The following is a 16609-nucleotide window of genomic DNA, read 5'->3' as shown; positions in this document are numbered from 1 at the left end:
TGATTCACGGTTAAGTTCGGTCAACTTGAATCAAGTCTTGCGTATTTTGGTGCCATTTAACGTGCGTTGCAGTCCTGGGGCATTCGCTCCGGCCAAAGACGCTTCCCGCTCGGCTCATGTAGCGTGCGGACCCCGCATTGCATCTTCACGCGTGCGAGCGCCCGGCCCGCGGGATCGATGATCATCGACTCACTGGCGGTTGATACCACTGCGCGCCCGTACGTAAATCCGGAGACCGCAACGTACTGAGCGGGTATGACGAATTTTCCATCCATGTCCACGAAGCCGTAGCGTCCACCCACGCTGGCGGCGGCTAGCCCGTCGCCAACGGGGCCGAGATCGTCGAATACGGGGCCGACAAACTGCCCCTTGTCGTCAACCGCACGCATTTCGCCGTTGGATAGGCTCGTCACGGCGCGTCCCCCGGCAAACGCCGTGGCGGTCCCGTCGACAGACAGCACGATGTTTCCGTCCAGATCTGCGTAGTCGGTGGTTCTTCGGCGATCCGTTGATGAATGGCGGATGAGCAAGTCGGAACCCTCCGGCCATTTCCACTTGCCGCTCGCCAGGGTAGCGAGCGTCTTGCCGTTGGCATCAATGACCTGTGTGGTCTCGTTGTCCTCTCGAAGCGCGCGCGCGGGGCGCCCCTGGAAACGCGTGCCGGTGTCAGCCGAGGGCGCGATTTTCCAGGCGCCCGAGCCGTCCACGTATCCTTGGCGATTCGCGCGTTGGATGCCGATCCAGTCACCTGCCCAAGAATAGGTCGCGTCCGCCATGTCGCGTGCTTGGGAGCCATCTGCGGAAATGATCCAATGCCGTCGGCCGTTGCCTGCATCAAGGGAGCCATTGTCCAGGTCAGTGACTTCAAGCCTGGGTTCGAACGTGGTCAATGCCTGGCCTTTCGAGTTGAAGACCGCAGCAGGGCGGGTGCCCGCGTCATCCCCCCTTTGTGATAGCAACCACAGATGCGCGTTCACGCGCTTGGCGTCGCGGTGGTTGGCCGGGATGATCCACATTCCTTGCCGGTCGATGACACCGACGCGGTCCTGCCCCATCGACGCCACGGCCTGGCCGTCGCGGAAATCGCCGATGCTGCGGAACTGTGGCGAGGCCAGTTCCTTGCGGGCCACGACATCGTACAGACCCCAAGGCGCGTCATCAGCCGCTGTTCTCACGAAGCGCGTAACGCCGGGCCCCGCCATCCGCGCATCGAAGCTTTCGGGTAAATCGTAGGTCTTTCCGTTGACGTCGGTTACCCGCGCGACGCCTTTGCCGTAGATCAGCGCATAGCCGTGCCGGAACTCGCCAATGTGCTGCTGGATTGCCAAGCCGACGGATTTGCCGCGAGCGTCCAGCAGTACCATGCCCTCGGCGGTCTTGGCGGCATAGCGCAGTGGTGCCGGCGCCGATTTGCGTGAGGCTTCGTCTTGCAGGGCATTGAGCGAAATGACGTCGGTCCACGAGGGGGCCGTCACGATGGTGCCGTCTCCAAGCAGCAAGCCTGCGTTCTTGCCCGTTTCATCGCAATGGCAGGGCGGCGTGCCGAGCAAGGCCAGTGGCGCGTCCGGCGCCGTGGCGGGCAAGGGTTCGATTGCGTGCGCCTGCAGCGCCTCGGCGGCGTCTGGCGTGAGCAACGCCTTGCCGTCCTTGTCCACCACATTAAGCAGGGTTCCTTCCGAGTTGTAGATCCAGGCCCTGCCGTGCCACGCCGCCATACGATCCGCTGCGGACATCCACTTCTGGTCTATGGTGGCCTGCAGCCAGATGCCCGTGGGCGTCAGCAGGCCGGCAGGCGAGTGTGCGATGTCGGCAAATAGCAGGAAGCCGTCGGCATCCGCCTTCAAGATCAATTCCGTTCCCGGAAGGATCGTCGCCTCGCGGCCAGGTACGAGCGCCGCGGTGTTGCCGGTGGCGTCATAGATGATGGTGTCGCCATGCAGACGGGTGGTTTCGGCCTCTCTCGGCGTTAAGGTGGCCACCACTTCACCGTCGCCGTCGAGAATTTCGAACCCTGCGTAACCTGGGAGCATTGCAGCCCAGAATGCGCGACCAATCTGCCGCATGCTTGCATAGCGTTTGTCCGCGCCGATCAGCTTGCCCTCAGTCGTCACCATCACCCAACCCGTCGGCCCGCGGCCAATCGCGGACCCGCCTTCGTTCATAACCTCGAGTTCGTGATGCACAGGTTCAACAATCCAGTTCCAGCTCTTGTCCATCACGCCGTACATCCCGTTGGCATTTGAGGCGATGAACAAACCATTTTTCCCGAAAGTCCTGTGCGGGGTAATGCCCATTGCGCCGTCCCGCCGTTCGCCCGTGCCGGAGCGGTACTCCAATCGGTACCTGACCGTGGCTCGCGCGGGATCGCCGTCGGACAGGTGCACGGTCTGTATCGCGTCCTCGAGTGGCGCGCCCACGAGATCGCCCTGGTGGTTGATCAGCCGTGGCCGCCCCTCCAGCGTGGCCACGGCAAGTCCGATCTCTGCCATGTCCTGCAGCGCGTCATAGCGGGGACTCACCACCATCTGGCCGTCCTTGTCGACGAATCCCCACTTTCCTTGCCAAAGCACGGCTGCCAAGCCATGGCGGAAGTCGCGCACTGCTTCGAACCTCGGCTGTATCGCCACGCGGCCGTCCTGGTCCAGAAATCCCCACCTGTGGCTTTGCAGGGAGCCGTTGACCGGCATGTACTCGATGGGTTCGATGGCCGACGGCAGCAAGACGGCGGCCCGATCATCGGAAATGCCGCGAATGCACCCATTGGCGAAAATGTTGCGCGGGGCCGCTTCAGCCGGAGGGAAGGATTCCATATTCCCGGACCTGCCCAGGCAGCTCTCGTGGCGGAGCTGGGCTTGCGTGGGTAATGATGTGCCCAACGCTGCGAGGGCGCAGGCGATATGAATGGCCAGTTGGTTGCGGGACGTCATTTTCATTTGGCTGCGGCTTTCGGAGTCGACGGGGAAACGGTTGCCGTGTTTTTTTGGCATGTGAGTTTTCGGGGAGGCCAACTCTGGCGGCCTCGCGCGTCCAGGATCACCATCACGCCGCATTTGTGCGTGAACCGCGCGATGGTTTTCCCTTTGGTGTCGATGAATTCGACATGCTCGCCACGGCGCACGAGGGCGCGTCCCTCCTGGAAGTCGCCAGCATGTTCGAACGCCGGCGCGATGGCGTAGCGTCCTGTCAGGTCGATGTACCCATGCAGGGCGCCTGTTCGCTCCATCAGACGCGCGCGCGCCAGTCCGCTTTTCATGGGTCCCAGGTCGTCGAAGTGCGGTCCCACCACGCGCTCGCCGGCGGCGTTGATGAAACCCCAGTTGCGACCCTTGTCGCTATATGGAACGACGCCTTCGCTGGCATCCCGGGTGCGAACGGAATAGGCGCCGGCTATGCGCGCTATTTCGCGACCTTCGAGATCCAGCATGACGTCGGATCCCGCGTCATCGGAGAGCACGATGCGCTGCATCGACGCCAACGGCGTCGCGTCGTGAAGATGGCCGAGCAACGTTTTGCCGGTCTGATCGATCAGGCGATGCTGCCCCCGAAGGAAGACGCGAGCCAGTCCTTCCGGCTGTACGAAAAAGGGGTGGAACTCGTCGTAGATGGCTGGCAACTGCATGTTGCCTCGAGCGTCAATGGCGCCTTCGCGCTTGTCGTACGTTGTGTAGAACCAGTTGCCGAAATGTGCATGCTCCTTCGGCCGCCCATCGGACACGTACTGCGCGCGGCCTCGCGAATCCAGCAGCACCATGGAGCCATCGGCTCGCTTGCTAAGGAACCGTCCGTCCTTAAGCGAATTCGGCGTGCCGATGAATGATTCGCTGGATTGACCGGTGCGCAGATCGACCAGGCGATACGTGGGGGTCGCGCGACCGCCACGCTGCGGGGCGGCATCGCGAGCGGCGACTGAGATCATGCCCTGCCCGAAATACTGAAAGTCGTGGGCGGAGTTATGCGTGGCAGCGATGACCCACTGGCCCGCCCGGTCGACGACGCCCCAGCGTTCCTTATCCTGTGCCATCGCCCAGTCGTCGTCGATGCTCTCTATGCTTTCGTATACAGGCTGGAACGCCAGCGCGCCTTTGCGGATGTCCCAAATGCCCCAACGGCGCTGCCGGTTCTCGTCCATCGCGCGGAAATGAAGCAGATCACCTTTCACGCGAGATTCATCTTCCGTGACCATCGCGGGTATCTCCACCGTCTTGCCGCGCGCATCGATCAGGACGGCGTCCTCACGGATCTTGCCTGGCTTGAACGCCCAGGTGTAGGAACCGGTGAAGCGGCTGATGTCGCGGTATACCGGCCGCACGGCCCACGAGCCGTCCGGGGCGATTGCGCCGACGCGCTGATCATTTGTGGTGACCAGGAGTGGGAGCGTGGCCTTGTAGGTGCCGATGCGGTACCAATCCGGATTTGTTACGAGAGTGCCCGCTGCGGTCAGCAAGCCTGGGGACGAGCCATCGTTGGCCTCCAAGAGCGCCAATGGCAGGTCTTTGTCTTTCAACTCGGCATCGGGTTTGAGATCGAACACGTCGAGGCGATACCCGCGCAAGGCGGCGACGGTCGCCTCATCAAGCATGGCGCGGCCATGACTGTCGTAGATCTGGTAAAGAAACTCTTTTTCGGCGTGGGCGCTTACGCCTTGATCGGTTGCAACGGCCGGGGGCTTTCCATACACCCAGGCGTACCCCCGGTTGATGTTCACGCGGCCCTTGTGCAGAAGCAAGACGTGGACACGGCCGGACGGATTGACCAGTACCGTTGATTTCGTTCCGGCGCTGTATCGCCATCCCTCGCGCGTGTGGATGTTGGATTGGGCCTTCTCGAGCGTATGGATATGGCCGAGATCGCCGTCCAGCAACGTTGGCTGGCCGGTAGGCGGGTGCGCCAGCCATAGGCCGGGAGTCACCAGCTCGATTCGCTGGTACGGATCGGGTGACAGAAGGCCGCAGCGTTGGTCCATGAAAACCCAGCCGAACTTCCGCCGAACGGCAAGCACGTGACCGTCTTGCAGCGGTGGCGACTCGGCGCGCAAAATCTGAGGGGGTATCAACCACCCTTGACCGGCATGCAGCATTCCCCACCAACTCTCGTGCCTTGCGGTCAGGGATCGTGCCGGAAAGTGGGACCTGTCGCCGAGGGGAGCGGCCAATTCAATCACGTCCTCCGGCAAGTCGACGGGTTTGCCGGTCGCGGTGTCAAAAAGGCGAGGTGGAGTCGGCACGTCAATCGGCGCCAGTGTCTGGCCAGCGTGAAATCCAGAAACGCGGACGCCGAGCGCAAAAGTCTTGATGATCTGTCCCGTGCGGTCGATCAGCGCGTCGTATTCGCCTTCCCGGACCAGTGCAGTGCCCTGGGCGTTGAAGCCGGTGGCATTGGCAAAGCGTGGCTCGATGACCCAGCGTCCCTTCGTGTCTATGTAACCCCAGGCATTGCCTTGACTGACGGGAGCCAGGCCATTCTGAAAGGGCCCGGCGTTTGTGTACGCTGGTGCGATCGCCATGGCGCCGGACTTGTCGAGATAGCCCCAGGCTGGTGTGTCGTCGGCGGCGGAACCCGCGATCACGGCAGCGAGCCCTTCGTTAAATGGTCGGTGGCATCCGCTTCCAGAGACGGCGTGGTTCAAGTGATCGTCGCCGCATCGACCGCGCCAGTCGGCAGCGGCGTCCAAGGGCAGCAGCGACAGTCCCGCCAATGCCGCGGCGGCCGCGAGGGGCTTAAACCCAAAACTGGATCTCTTTTCGCTTTGTCGAATGAGATCGTCGATGCGGAGACCAACTGCTGGGGGGAACCTATGTGCCATGGGAGAGCCTGCGGAGTGAAAGGTCTGCGGACTGTAATGACGCGGCGTGCTGCAGCATTTGGAAATCTGTAATTCCACGATGCGGGCAGTGATAGGTGGTAAATCGAATAGCGCCTTCGATACTTGTTCGGCTACGGCGAACTTACATTCCCCCCACGCATGCAACCGACAAAAAATAATTGGTTGAATCCCCCGCGCGCCGGTTCTGTAATACACCCACTGCCCGCCCGAACGGGGGCGACGTTCCCTGCAAGAGGTGCGCCATGCCCAACCCCCAAAAATCTTCCCTGGACGCATCCCAGCTGTGGCTGCTGGTCCTGGCCGGCGGCGTCGTCATGGGCCTTGCCCTGGGCGTGCGCCATGTGCAGGGCCTCTTTCTCTTGCCCGTCACGATGGACCGGGGCTGGAGCCGCGAGACCTTTGCCATCGCGCTGGCCGTGCAGAACCTGACGTGGGGCATCGTGCAGCCCTTCACCGGCATGATTGCCGACCGCTATGGCTCAGCCAAGGTAATCGCCGGCGGATTGGTGTTTTATGCGCTGGGCCTTGCCGGCATGGCGCATGCCACGACGCCCGCGGCCTTCATGTGGACGGCGGGCGTGTGCATCGGGATCGCGCTGTCCGGCACGGCGTTCGCGGCCATTTACGGCGCGCTCAGCCGCCTGGTGCCGCCGGAGCGCCGGAGCTGGGCGCTGGGTGTGGCCGGGGCGGTCGGCGGCTTGGGACAGTTCACGATGGTGCCCGCAGCGCAATGGTTGATCGGCGGCTGGGGCTGGGTCGCGGCGTTGCTGGCGTTCGCGGTGGTGTTGGTGGTCGTGCTTCCGCTCGCGTTTCCGCTGCGCGAGCCCGCGAACCGCGTGCGCGATGCGGCCGCGTCCGACGCGAACCTGTCGATGACGGACGCCATCCGCGAGGCCTTCACGCGCCCGGGTTTCTGGCTGCTGAACCTTGGGTTTCTGGCGTGCGGTTTCCAGCTCGCGTTCATCGGCACCCACTTGCCCGCCTACCTGATGGACAAGGGGCTGCGCGCGTCGGATGCGGTGGCGGCGCTGGCCATCATTGCGCTCACCAACGTCATGGGCACCTATGTATGCGGCATCCTGGGCGCACATCATCGGCGCAAGTACCTGCTGGCGGGCATCTACCTGGTGCGGACCGCGGCCATCGCGCTCTTCGTGCTCGTGCCGCTATCCACGTGGTCGGTCTACGCGTTCTCGGCGGTCATGGGGTTTGTGTGGCTGGGCACGGTGCCGCTCACCAACGGCCTCATCTCGCAGGTATTCGGCGTGCGCTATATCACGACGCTCTTCGGTTTCGTGTTCTTCGGCCATCAGGTCGGCTCATTCCTGGGCGTGTGGCTGGGCGGCGTGGTGTTCGAGGCCACCCGTTCCTATGACCTGATCTGGCTGGGCGCGATGGCGCTGGGCGTGCTGTCGGCCGCCTTGCACTGGCCGATCGACGACCGCGAGATCCAGCGCGCGCGGCCTGCGGGCGCCGTCGGATGACCAGCGGGGGCGCGGCTATGCCAGCCGGTGCTGGGTGCCCGCGCCCATGGTGATGTGCAGCATGCGGCAGGGCTCCATGACCTTGACCGTGTGCCAAGCGCCCTTGGGGATGACGTAGGCGTCGCCGGCCAGCATCTTCACGACCTGGATGCCGGTGGGCCATTCCAGGTGCAGCTCGGCCGCGCCGGCCATCAGGCGCACAATCTCGTCGGCGCCTGGGTGCATCTCCCATTGCGGCCAGTCCGCCGCGAACTCGTATTCGGACACCAGCCAGCCGCGCCCGTACTTTTCAAGGTCTACCGGGGATTGGGACCAGAACTCGTCGCCGCCTGTCACCGTGGCGGCGGCGCCGGAGGCGTCCAGGTACACATAGTGCGACATCAGGTCGATAGCCATGTTGCGCGTCCTCGGAAAGGGGGGATCAGGGCAGTGTATGTCAGCGCGCGGCCTGTCACATCGTTGCGTTTATCATGTCTGCCATCGGCAACAGGGAGAGCAGGCGATGAGCAAGGGATTCGAAGGGGTGCGCCCCGCGTCCGAATCGTCCATCGAGATCGGTTTCTTCTTTGACGGCCGGCATTGTGTCGAGCGTATCCGGGTCAAGCCCACCGCTGCCAACCTCAAGCGCGCTGCCGACCGGCGCGTTGCCATCCTGGAGGCCATCGCGCGCGGCGACTTCGACTACGACGCCGAATTCCCCAAACGCGGCGCTAAGCCATCACAGGGTCCCGCATGACGAGCAACACGCAGCTTGAAATCCACGATCTGTCGCCTGATGCCTTCAACGCCTACGGGTGGATGCTGGGCAAGCCCATGCCGGACGGCAACGGCGTCCCGCTGTACACGCACCCGGCTACCGACTTCTGGCACGAACACCAGTTCAACACCGGCGCGGGCGGCGACGCCCAACTGCTCTGGGTCAATTACCGCAGCCAATCCTTCGAGGTCGCCAGCCTGGAAAAGCATCTGCTGACGCAGCAGGCGATCGTTCCGCTGACCGGCAGCATCATCCAGATCGTGGCGCGCAGCGCCGCCGATGGCACGCCGGACCTGTCCACGCTTGCGGCCTTTCATGTGGCGCAGGGGCAGGGCGTGTGCATGCGGCCGGGCTGCTGGCACGCCACCCGTGTGGCGGGCGACGAGGTGACCTGCATGATGCTGACCCGCAGTTCGACCACCGTCGACCTGATCCAGCACCTGACCACCGACGCCAGCGCCACGGAGAGCGCCATCGCCGCCATTCCGGCGCGCCAGCTGGAAGTGCCTCAGGATCTGCTGCAAAGCGCCTGAGGCCGGGTCATTCCGCTTCGCTGCACGCGTATCCCAGTCGCGCGAAGAGGGGCCACTTGTTGCGGTAGCTGTCCGTCCAGCACATGCCGAAGAAGGCGGCGAAGGGCGCGTCGATTCGCTGCGGTGACACCTGCGCGGCGGCTGCGGCGTCCTTCGGACAGAAGGCCTGGCCCGGCGTCGGGTACAGCGCGCCGTCCCAGACCGGCTGGTCGCAATGCTCGCAAAAATTGCACCATTCGCCGGACTGCGCCGGGTTCTGCCGGTAGAACGGCGCAAGCGTGCGTAGGGTCTTCGCCACCTCGGGCGCGAGCGCCCGGGTCGACGAGATCATCGCCGGACCGGGCATCGCTTGCCATTGCGCCGGACCGAACAGCCAGTCATGAAACGCCTGCGGATCCAGGCCGGGGCTGTCCGCGTCGTCCTCGTCCAGTTCCAGTTCGCCCTCGGTGCTTTCGTGGCCGGGCGGCACGGCCAGCGCCGCCACGCGCGACATCTTGGCGCAGGCCGCGCAGCGGTGCTCGGCTTGCAGCACGAAGTACGATGCCGCGCGAATGTTGTAAGCCTCTCCGTCCGGACCTGTCATGCTGGGGTCTTGCGCTGCCATGCTGCTGTGTCTTTCCTGTTGCGTCGGCACGGTGCGCCGATTCTTTGATATGCGGGGGAAATATGACAGAATCCCCCGGAATTCGAGCCTGGCGCATTACACGCCGCCGTCACCGGGCGCCTGCGCCATCCCGTCATGCCGGAGCCCTGAATGCGCCACCGCCAGATTAGCACCGCATTTCGCCGCGCCACCCGCCGTCCGTTCATCGGCTTCGTTGCCGCCATGGCATTGGCGGGCGCCTTGTCCGGCTGCACCTTCAGGTCCCCCGACGCCGCTTCCGGCTCGCAGTGGGTCGGCATCGAAGGCGTCACGGCGCAACAGGCACGCAGCATCGCCCGCGAATCGTACCTGTATGGCGCGCCCATGGTCGCCAGCTATCAGGCCATGTATGCCTACAGCATCGACAAGAGCGGCGCGCAGTACAAAGGGCCGCTGAACACCATCAATCCGATGGGCACCGCAGCCGCCGCGGCGGCTGGGCTGGATCCCGGCTATCTGTATTCGTACGCCGCGCTGGACCTGCGCGCCGAACCCGTCGTCGTCACCGTGCCCCGCGTTGAAAAACGGCGCGATGCCTCGTTGCAGGTGATGGATCTGTACATGCACCACATCGGCGACCTGGGATCGCGTGGTGTGGGCGGCGGTGTTTTTCTGGTTGCAGGACCGTCCTGGAAGGGCAAGGTGCCACCCGGCATCACGAAGGTGATTCGTTCCGAGACTGAACTTGCGACACTGGTGGCCCGCACACAGCGCTTCAACCCCGCCGACCATGACAACGCCAAGCGCATTCAGTCGCGCTTCAAGCTCCAGGCCTTGTCCGCGTTCCGCAACCGGGCTGCACCCGCCGCGCCCGCACGGGTGGAATGGATGGCGCCGGTTCCGCGCGCGCAGATGTACTCGTCGCTCGAGTTCTATGACGAACTGGCCTTCCTGCTGCGGTTCGCACCCGTACACAAGTCCGAGACGATGCTGCGCGAGCGCATGGCCAGTCTAGGACTGCGGCCCGGCGAGGCCTACGACACCGCATCGTTGAACCCCGCCTTGCGTCGCGCGCTCCAAGAAGGCATGCACGATGCCCAGAACGATATCGACAAGAACCGTGCGGCGAAGGGCAACGATGCCGACGCGCTGTTCGGCGATCGGGAAGTGCTGAAGAACGATTACCTGTCGCGTGCGACGGGTGCGCAGATGGGGTTGTTCGCTTTTGGTGGCATGAGCGCGCCGAAAGCGTCGCCCAAGCAGCCACCCACGCAGCCACCCAAGCCACGATAGGCGCGCTGCATGAAGCGCAACTTCAACATCCACGACCTGCGGATCTTCTACGCGGTGGTCATGACGGGCTCGACGCGGCAGGCGGCGCTCGCCATGCACCTGACGCAGCCGGCGATCAGCCACGCGATCTCACGACTGGAGAGCGCCACGGGCGTCCAGTTGTTCGACCGGTCGCACAAGACCCTGCGTCCCACCGAGGCGGGGCAGTACCTCTACAGCGAGGCCAAGTTCGTGCTGGACGAACTGGTGCGGATCGACGAGGCCCTGCACAGCATTGAACAATTCGGCGGGCGCGGACTGCGCATCGCATCGTCGCCCGCGCTGGCGCTGGGCTACGCGCCGGATGCCGTGCGCCGCTATCTGGACCTCAATGGCACGCGACCCTTTTCCATCGACGTGGAATCGTCGATGCAGGTCATCAGCGCGGTGGAGACAATGCGCGCCGACTTCGGTCTGGGCGCCGTCGGTCGCGACAGCACGCGGCTGACCTTCACGCCGTTCCTGCGCGCGGACGTGATGGCAATTGCCCACCGCGAACACCCGCTGGCCGGACGCGATGCCATCGCGGTGCTCGACATTCCGCCCGATACCTACGTCAAGCCGCTGTGGTCTGACTACGTCGTGGCGCAGGGCGATATCGCCGACTCGCTGCTGCTGCGGTCCGGCATGCAGGCGCACATGTCGCTGTTGCCGGGCACGGTACGCGCGGTCAAGGGCATCAGCCTGGTCAATGCGCTGTCCGCGTCCGACATCGTTGCGTCGTTTCCAGACCTGGTCGCGGTGCCGCTGGCCTCGCGGCAATGGTTCGACTTCATGCTGATCACCCGCGCCGAGTCCCGCAATAACGAGCTGACCGCGCGCCTGCTGGATGCCCTGAGCGCCACCGCTCAGGCGCGGCGTCAGGGCATCTACGCTGAGACGATCGCGCTGTTGCCCTAGCGGCGACCGCCGTGCTGTCATTGCGCCGGTGGCTGCCACGGCAGCGATTGCAGATCGCCGTCGATACTGATTGCCTGCCCGCTGACCATCGCCCCGAAGGGGCTGGCCAGGAACAGCGCCATGTTGGCAATGTCCGCGGCCCGCACGAACTGCCGCAGGCTGACGCCGGACAACTCCAGCCGAGTCTGTTCTTCCACCGACAATCCCATGTTCTTCGCCCTGGCCGCGATGACTCGTTCGATGCGCGGTCCGGCCACCAGCCCCGGCAGCAGCGCATTGACCCGGATGTTCAGCGGCCCCAACTCGATCGCCAGCGAGCGGGTCAGGCCAACGACGCCCCATTTGGTGGCGGCATACGGTGTGCGCATGGGCAAGCCCATCCGGCCCGCCACCGAGCTGATGTTGATGATGCTGCCGCCGCCCGATTCGCGCAGCGCGGGCAGCGCATGCCGCACGGTGTGGAATTGCGAGGCAAGATTGATGTCCAGCGTCGCGTCCAGCTCCTGCGCGGTGATGTCGGCGATCCCCGCCGTGGGGCCTGCGATGCCGGCGTTGTTCACCAGCACGTCCAGCCCGCCAAGATGCGACAGCGCCGTCTGCATGTAGCGGTCGATTTCGTCGCGGCTGCCAACGTCCGCGCGCGCCCAGGCGTGGCGGCAGGCGGCCAGGGCCTGGTCATCGACATCGCACAGATGCACGCGCGCGCCGCGTTCCGCGAAGGCGTCGGCCAGCGCGGCGCCGATGCCGGACGCGCCGGCCGTGACGATGACCCGCTTTCCGGGCAGATCGACGGGCAGGGCGGCGATGGCAGTGGGCGGATTCATAGGATTATTGGATTGGGTCATGGCATCAGGGCTTCATCAAGCGGCAGGTCGATTCCGCAGGCGACGTGTACACCTGGTCGCCCGGCACGCGCGCCACCAGCTTGTAGTAGTCCCACGGGGCCTTCGATTCCGCCGGCGTCTTCACCTGCATCAGGAACATGTCATGCACCATCAGCCCGTCCGCGCGAATCTTGCCGTCCTTCACAAAGAAGTCGTTCACGGGATTGGCCTTGAGCCACTTCATGATGGTGTCGCCGTCGGTGCTCTTGGTCGCTTCCACCGCCTTCAGATAGGTCGTCGCCGCGGAATAATCGCCGGCCTGCAGCATGGAGGGCTTCTTCTTCATCACGGCCTCGAAGCGCGACGCCCATTTACGCGATGCGTCGTCCTGGTCCCAATACCACGCCGTGGTCAGGTACATGTTCTGCGCCGCTTGCAGGCCCAGCGCATGCACATCGGTGATCAGCACCAGCAGGCCCGCGATCTTCATCTTGGGCGTCAGGCCGAACTCGTTGGCCGCCTTGACCGCGTTGCTGGTGTCGCTGGCGGAATTGGCCAGCCCCAGCACCTGCGCGCCCGAGGCCTGTGCCTGCAGAATGAACGACGAGAAATCAGCCGTGTTCAGCGGATGCCGCACCCGGCCCTTGGCGTTGCCGCCGTCGGCCTGAACCACCTTCGATGCATCCCGCTCCAGCGCATGGCCGAACGCGTGGTCCACCGTCAGAAAGAACCAGTCCTTGTTGCCTTCCTTCATCATCGCGCGCGCCGTGCCGCGTGCCAGCGACACCGTGTCGTACACGTAATGCACCGTGTAGGGCGTGCACTGCGAGTTCGTCAGCTCGGACGCGCCCGCGCTCACCACGAAGAACGGCGTTTTCTTTTCCTCGGCCACCTTCGCCATCGCCAGCGCCGCTGCGGAGTTTGCCCCCGCGATCAGCATGTTCACGCCACGCTGATCCAGCCATTCGCGGGCGCGTGACGACGCGATATCCGCCCGATTCTGATGGTCCGCGACCAGCACCTCCACCTTCTTGCCCGCCACCGTGCCGCCAAGATCTGCAATAGCCATCTTGATCGCCTCGGCGCCGCCCGGCCCATCGGCGTCGGCCGACAGACCCGACATATCCGTGATGAATCCGATTCGGATGACCCCGTCATCGGCCTGGGCCGCCGCCGCCATGCCCAACAGCGCGGCCAAAGCCGTCGCGCACAATGTTTTTTTCATGTCTCGTCTCCCCACTGGGTGGATGTGTGTTTTCAGAACGCGACGTTGCCGCGTCCCTTCAGTTGCAGCGTCGCGCGCGCATCGTCGGGCGTGGCGACCTGCAAGGATAGGTCTTCCAGAATGCGCCGGATGCGGCGCACCTGGTCCGCGTTCGACAGCGCCAACTCGCCCGGGCCGTCCCACAACGAATCTTCCAGGCCCACGCGCACGTTCCCGCCCATCGTGGCCGCCATCGTCGCCAGCGGCGTCTGCTTGCGCCCTGCGGCCAGCACCGACCAGATGTAGTCGTCACCAAACAACCGGTCGGCGGTTCGCTTCATCATCATCACGTCTTCGGGATGCGTGCCGATGCCGCCGCGGATACCAAATACCGACTGGATCAGGAACGGCGGCTTGAGCAGCTTGCGGTCCACGAAATGCGCGGCCGTGTACAGGTGCCCGATGTCGTAGCACTCGATTTCGAAGCGCGTGCCGTTGTCGCTGCAAGACGTCAGGATGTGCTCGATGTCCTTGAACGTGTTGCGAAAGATCAGGTCATTGCTGCCCTCAAGGTAAGGCCGCTCCCACGCATGCTTGAATTCCTTGAACCGCTCCAGCAGTTCATACATTCCGAAGTTCATCGACCCCATGTTCAGCGACGCCACCTCGGGCTTGAACTGCAGGGCCGGCGCCATGCGCTCGGCGATGGGCAGCACCGGCGAACCGCCCGTCGTGATGTTGACCACGACGTCAGACGCTTCCTTGATGCGCGGCAGGAACTGCGCGTACAAGGCCGGATCCTGCGTGGGTTGGCCGGTGTCCGGTTGACGCGCGTGCAAATGCACGATGGCCGCGCCCGCTTCGGCGGCGTCCAGCGCGGACTGCGCGATCTGGTCAGGGGTGACGGGCAGATGGGGCGACATCGACGGCGTATGGACCGAACCGGTGATGGCACAGGTGATGATGACCTTCCTGGACTTTTTCATGGGCCTAAGGCGCTGTGTGATTGCGCTGTGGATTCTTGTGGCCCCGGCTGTCTCCTCCGGGTGTGGGCCATTCTGTCGCAGGCCTTCGGGTCCTGTCACCTGAACAGAAATTATCAATTGATAGGGAATCCGGTGCTGCGGTGCAGCGTGGACAGAAGAACCTTTGCCAATGCGATGTTCACGACGCACGTCAACCCACTAATCACCCAGGTTGTTTACTCTGGGCGTCCCTGTAATCAAATGTGTGGGAGAGCCGTTGTGAAGGTGGTGGAACAGGCTGATTGTGAGAATAAAAAGGTGGTAAGCGAGGGTTTGATAGGAAAGGATCTCCTAGAAATCCTTGATTTGGCATTCTCGGTAATCTACAAGTTTTCGATCGGCGTTGGGGCGATATTGATTGTCGTGTACCTGTCCTCAATGGGCTTCTATCCGGCATTCAGCGCGAGCGAAGTGGTCTTCTTGGTTTTTCTCACAATGATGTTTGGGTTCGTCTTTACCCTAACGTTGATGTACGGAGCTCTTGGGTGTTTGTGGATCGTGACCGGTGTAGAGGCCATTATGAGAATGAGAGGTCGCCTCCGAGAAAATCCTGGCGCAGATCGGCGAAAGAAATTTCGTAGTCAGCTTCGCAAAGCGAAAGCTAAAAAAAGGTCGATATCGCTGAGTATCAGAAAAAGACTGCGAAAAGTCTTCAAGACTGATCAAAGGGGAAAGGCACCGGTTCGAAGTCTACGGCCTGAATTTGCTAAAGGATGGATGCCTTTCTTGATGTCGATTTTGGTGTTCGGCATATCGGGGTTGGTGTTCTTTGAATTGGCAGAAACAAGACGTCTGTTTATCGGTGCTGCTATCGCAGGTTTCACGTTGATTCTAGTAGCCGGATCCGTGTTTCGTTCACAACCCGCCACGACGCGTGGATCACGGGTTGAGTCAAGAGCGGTTGCCAAATTCTTCGCTTGGGGGCTGTTGGCGTCGACAACTGTGTATGCAGTTTTCGCCGGATTTTCGACTCAATTAGATATTGTGATGTCGCAATTAGGCATGCGATCGATATCAGCGACGGTGGAAGTGTCGGAGGGCGAAACAGCCCGTCTAATGATGATCTCTGACGCCTTGAGCTTTCCCGTCGTGGATTGCAGGAAGGCGAGTTCTGGGCGAATCTTGGCTCACTACGCTACCGTGCCTTGGCATGGCGTAGGCGAGAAGAGTCGATTGGAATTCAACATTCCCGGGGAGAAACAACGCATGCCAGGATTGGCCGTCGAAAGGCCGTGGAAGCACGCAGCCGTGTCTGTAGATGCAAGCCAAACGACCGTTATAGATACTAATCCGCGATTGGCGCGATGCCTCCCTTACAGTACTAAGGCAATGTACGGAGTGAACGATGCGGAGTTCTCCGAATTCGGCAAGCGCGCTTTGGAGTCCATGCTGCGCGTGCTTAGCCGTGACAGGTCCGCTGATTCTGCTCATATCATGATCTATGTCGATCATGAAAGTGACAAAGCGCTGGCCCAAGAAAGAAGCGACGCAATCGCTCAACAACTACGTCGCATTTCAGCCGAAGTAGACATGAAAATTACGACGCAGGTAAAAACGGGATCGGCATCTTTCACGTTGGTGCCAGGGTCTGACATTGAGATATGGATTGGAAAGTCTGGGCTACTCCAATTCTGAAATGAAAGATCAATCAGAGGGTGGCAGTACCGGCACATATTAAAAAGGCTTTGCCAGAGATATCTGGCAAAGCCTCTATTTCTATAGTGGACCTTAGTCCTGGCGGCTGGTCACTTCAACCAGGTGGTAGCCGAACTGGGTCTTCACCGGACCTTGCACTTCGCCGACCGGGGCGCTGAACACGACGGTGTCGAATTCCTTGACCATCTGGCCCGGGCCGAAGGTGCCCAGATTGCCACCGTCGCGGCTCGACGGGCAGCTCGAGTTTTCCTTGGCGAGCTGGGCGAAGTCAGCGCCATTCTCGATGGCGGTCTTGAGTTCGTTGGCCTTCGCTTCGGTGGAAACGAGGATGTGACGGGCGGAGGCTTGTGCCATGAGGGAACTCCTTGCAGACTGATTTGGGGAGGGGAGAGTAACGCATTCGCGTGAACTCGCTACGTTGGCAATGATAAACGGGGATTGATCCGGCCCCGGATCAGGCTTGGTGTGCGCATGTGACGAGCATCCG

14 protein-coding genes are annotated in these 16609 nt (G+C 62.8%); 6 read left to right on the top strand and 8 right to left on the bottom strand.

The genetic code is table 11. The features are described from left to right. Positions 1 to 56: 56 nt before the first annotated feature. Positions 57 to 2987 (bottom strand): WG repeat-containing protein, encoded by a 2931-nt coding sequence (locus CLM73_RS25850; protein ID WP_234015754.1) that lies wholly within the window; start codon positions 2985 to 2987, stop codon positions 57 to 59. Beyond that, positions 2930 to 5803: a WG repeat-containing protein gene (locus CLM73_RS25845; protein ID WP_158685943.1), complete on the bottom strand. Its 2874-nt coding sequence runs from the start codon at positions 5801 to 5803 to the stop codon at positions 2930 to 2932. Before CLM73_RS25845 ends, CLM73_RS25850 begins: the two co-directional genes overlap by 58 nt. A gap of 263 nt (positions 5804 to 6066) precedes the next feature. Between CLM73_RS25845 and CLM73_RS25840 the strand changes: the two genes are divergently transcribed. Then, a complete protein-coding gene (locus tag CLM73_RS25840; RefSeq protein WP_105240862.1) occupies positions 6067 to 7308 on the top strand; it encodes an MFS transporter in 1242 nt (413 codons plus the stop codon). Positions 7309 to 7323: 15 nt separating this feature from the next. On the opposite strand, the gene CLM73_RS25835 is transcribed toward CLM73_RS25840, so the two are convergent. Further along, positions 7324 to 7704 carry a cupin domain-containing protein gene (locus tag CLM73_RS25835; RefSeq protein WP_105240861.1) on the bottom strand — a complete coding sequence of 127 codons (381 nt, stop codon included), beginning with the start codon at positions 7702 to 7704 and terminating at the stop codon, positions 7324 to 7326. Positions 7705 to 7810: 106 nt separating this feature from the next. On the opposite strand from CLM73_RS25835, the gene CLM73_RS25830 reads away from it, so the two are divergent. Both CLM73_RS25830 and CLM73_RS25825 read left to right on the top strand, forming a co-directional pair. Then, on the top strand, positions 7811 to 8044 hold the full coding sequence (locus CLM73_RS25830; protein ID WP_105240860.1) for an Arm DNA-binding domain-containing protein: 234 nt from the start codon (positions 7811 to 7813) through the stop codon (positions 8042 to 8044). After that, positions 8041 to 8598, top strand: coding sequence for an ureidoglycolate lyase (locus CLM73_RS25825; RefSeq protein ID WP_105240859.1), 558 nt, complete (start codon positions 8041 to 8043; stop codon positions 8596 to 8598). The genes CLM73_RS25830 and CLM73_RS25825 overlap by 4 nt, the downstream gene beginning before the upstream one ends. Positions 8599 to 8605: 7 nt before the next feature. Here the strand turns inward: CLM73_RS25825 and CLM73_RS25820 are convergent, their stop codons facing one another. Then, a complete protein-coding gene (locus CLM73_RS25820) occupies positions 8606 to 9202 on the bottom strand; it encodes a hypothetical protein (protein WP_105240858.1) in 597 nt (198 codons plus the stop codon). A 150-nt stretch (positions 9203 to 9352) separates the two neighbouring features. On the opposite strand from CLM73_RS25820, the gene CLM73_RS25815 reads away from it, so the two are divergent. Both CLM73_RS25815 and CLM73_RS25810 read left to right on the top strand, forming a co-directional pair. Further along, on the top strand, positions 9353 to 10474 hold the full coding sequence (locus CLM73_RS25815; RefSeq protein ID WP_105240857.1) for a DUF1254 domain-containing protein: 1122 nt from the start codon (positions 9353 to 9355) through the stop codon (positions 10472 to 10474). Positions 10475 to 10483: 9 nt separating this feature from the next. Continuing rightward, on the top strand, positions 10484 to 11413 hold the full coding sequence (locus CLM73_RS25810; RefSeq protein ID WP_105240856.1) for a LysR family transcriptional regulator: 930 nt from the start codon (positions 10484 to 10486) through the stop codon (positions 11411 to 11413). Between the two features lie 17 nt (positions 11414 to 11430). Here CLM73_RS25810 and CLM73_RS25805 read toward each other — a convergent pair whose 3' ends face one another. Genes CLM73_RS25805 through CLM73_RS25795 form a run of 3 tightly spaced genes read right to left on the bottom strand, consistent with a single transcriptional unit; the run spans position 11431 to position 14427 of the window. Further along, on the bottom strand, positions 11431 to 12237 hold the full coding sequence (locus CLM73_RS25805; protein WP_199778207.1) for an SDR family oxidoreductase: 807 nt from the start codon (positions 12235 to 12237) through the stop codon (positions 11431 to 11433). Positions 12238 to 12262: 25 nt separating this feature from the next. Next, positions 12263 to 13462, bottom strand: a complete 1200-nt coding sequence (locus tag CLM73_RS25800; RefSeq protein WP_105240854.1) for an ABC transporter substrate-binding protein — start codon at positions 13460 to 13462, stop codon at positions 12263 to 12265. 32 nt (positions 13463 to 13494) lie between these two features. After that, positions 13495 to 14427: a 3-keto-5-aminohexanoate cleavage protein gene (locus CLM73_RS25795; protein WP_105240853.1), complete on the bottom strand. Its 933-nt coding sequence runs from the start codon at positions 14425 to 14427 to the stop codon at positions 13495 to 13497. Between the two features lie 258 nt (positions 14428 to 14685). Here CLM73_RS25795 and CLM73_RS29065 point away from each other — a divergent pair, with 258 nt between their 5' ends. Next, entirely contained in the window at positions 14686 to 16101 is a 1416-nt protein-coding gene (locus CLM73_RS29065) for a hypothetical protein (RefSeq protein ID WP_158685942.1), read from the top strand. 93 nt (positions 16102 to 16194) lie between these two features. Here the strand turns inward: CLM73_RS29065 and CLM73_RS25790 are convergent, their stop codons facing one another. Then, positions 16195 to 16476, bottom strand: coding sequence for a peptidylprolyl isomerase (locus CLM73_RS25790; protein ID WP_105240852.1), 282 nt, complete (start codon positions 16474 to 16476; stop codon positions 16195 to 16197). Positions 16477 to 16609 lie beyond the last annotated feature (133 nt).

Origin of the sequence: Achromobacter spanius (assembly GCF_002966795.1) — a bacterium.
Lineage (GTDB): Bacteria > Pseudomonadota > Gammaproteobacteria > Burkholderiales > Burkholderiaceae_B > Achromobacter > Achromobacter spanius_D.
Note: the sequence above shows the minus strand (reverse complement) of the source record. Positions and strands in the feature narration are given on the sequence as shown.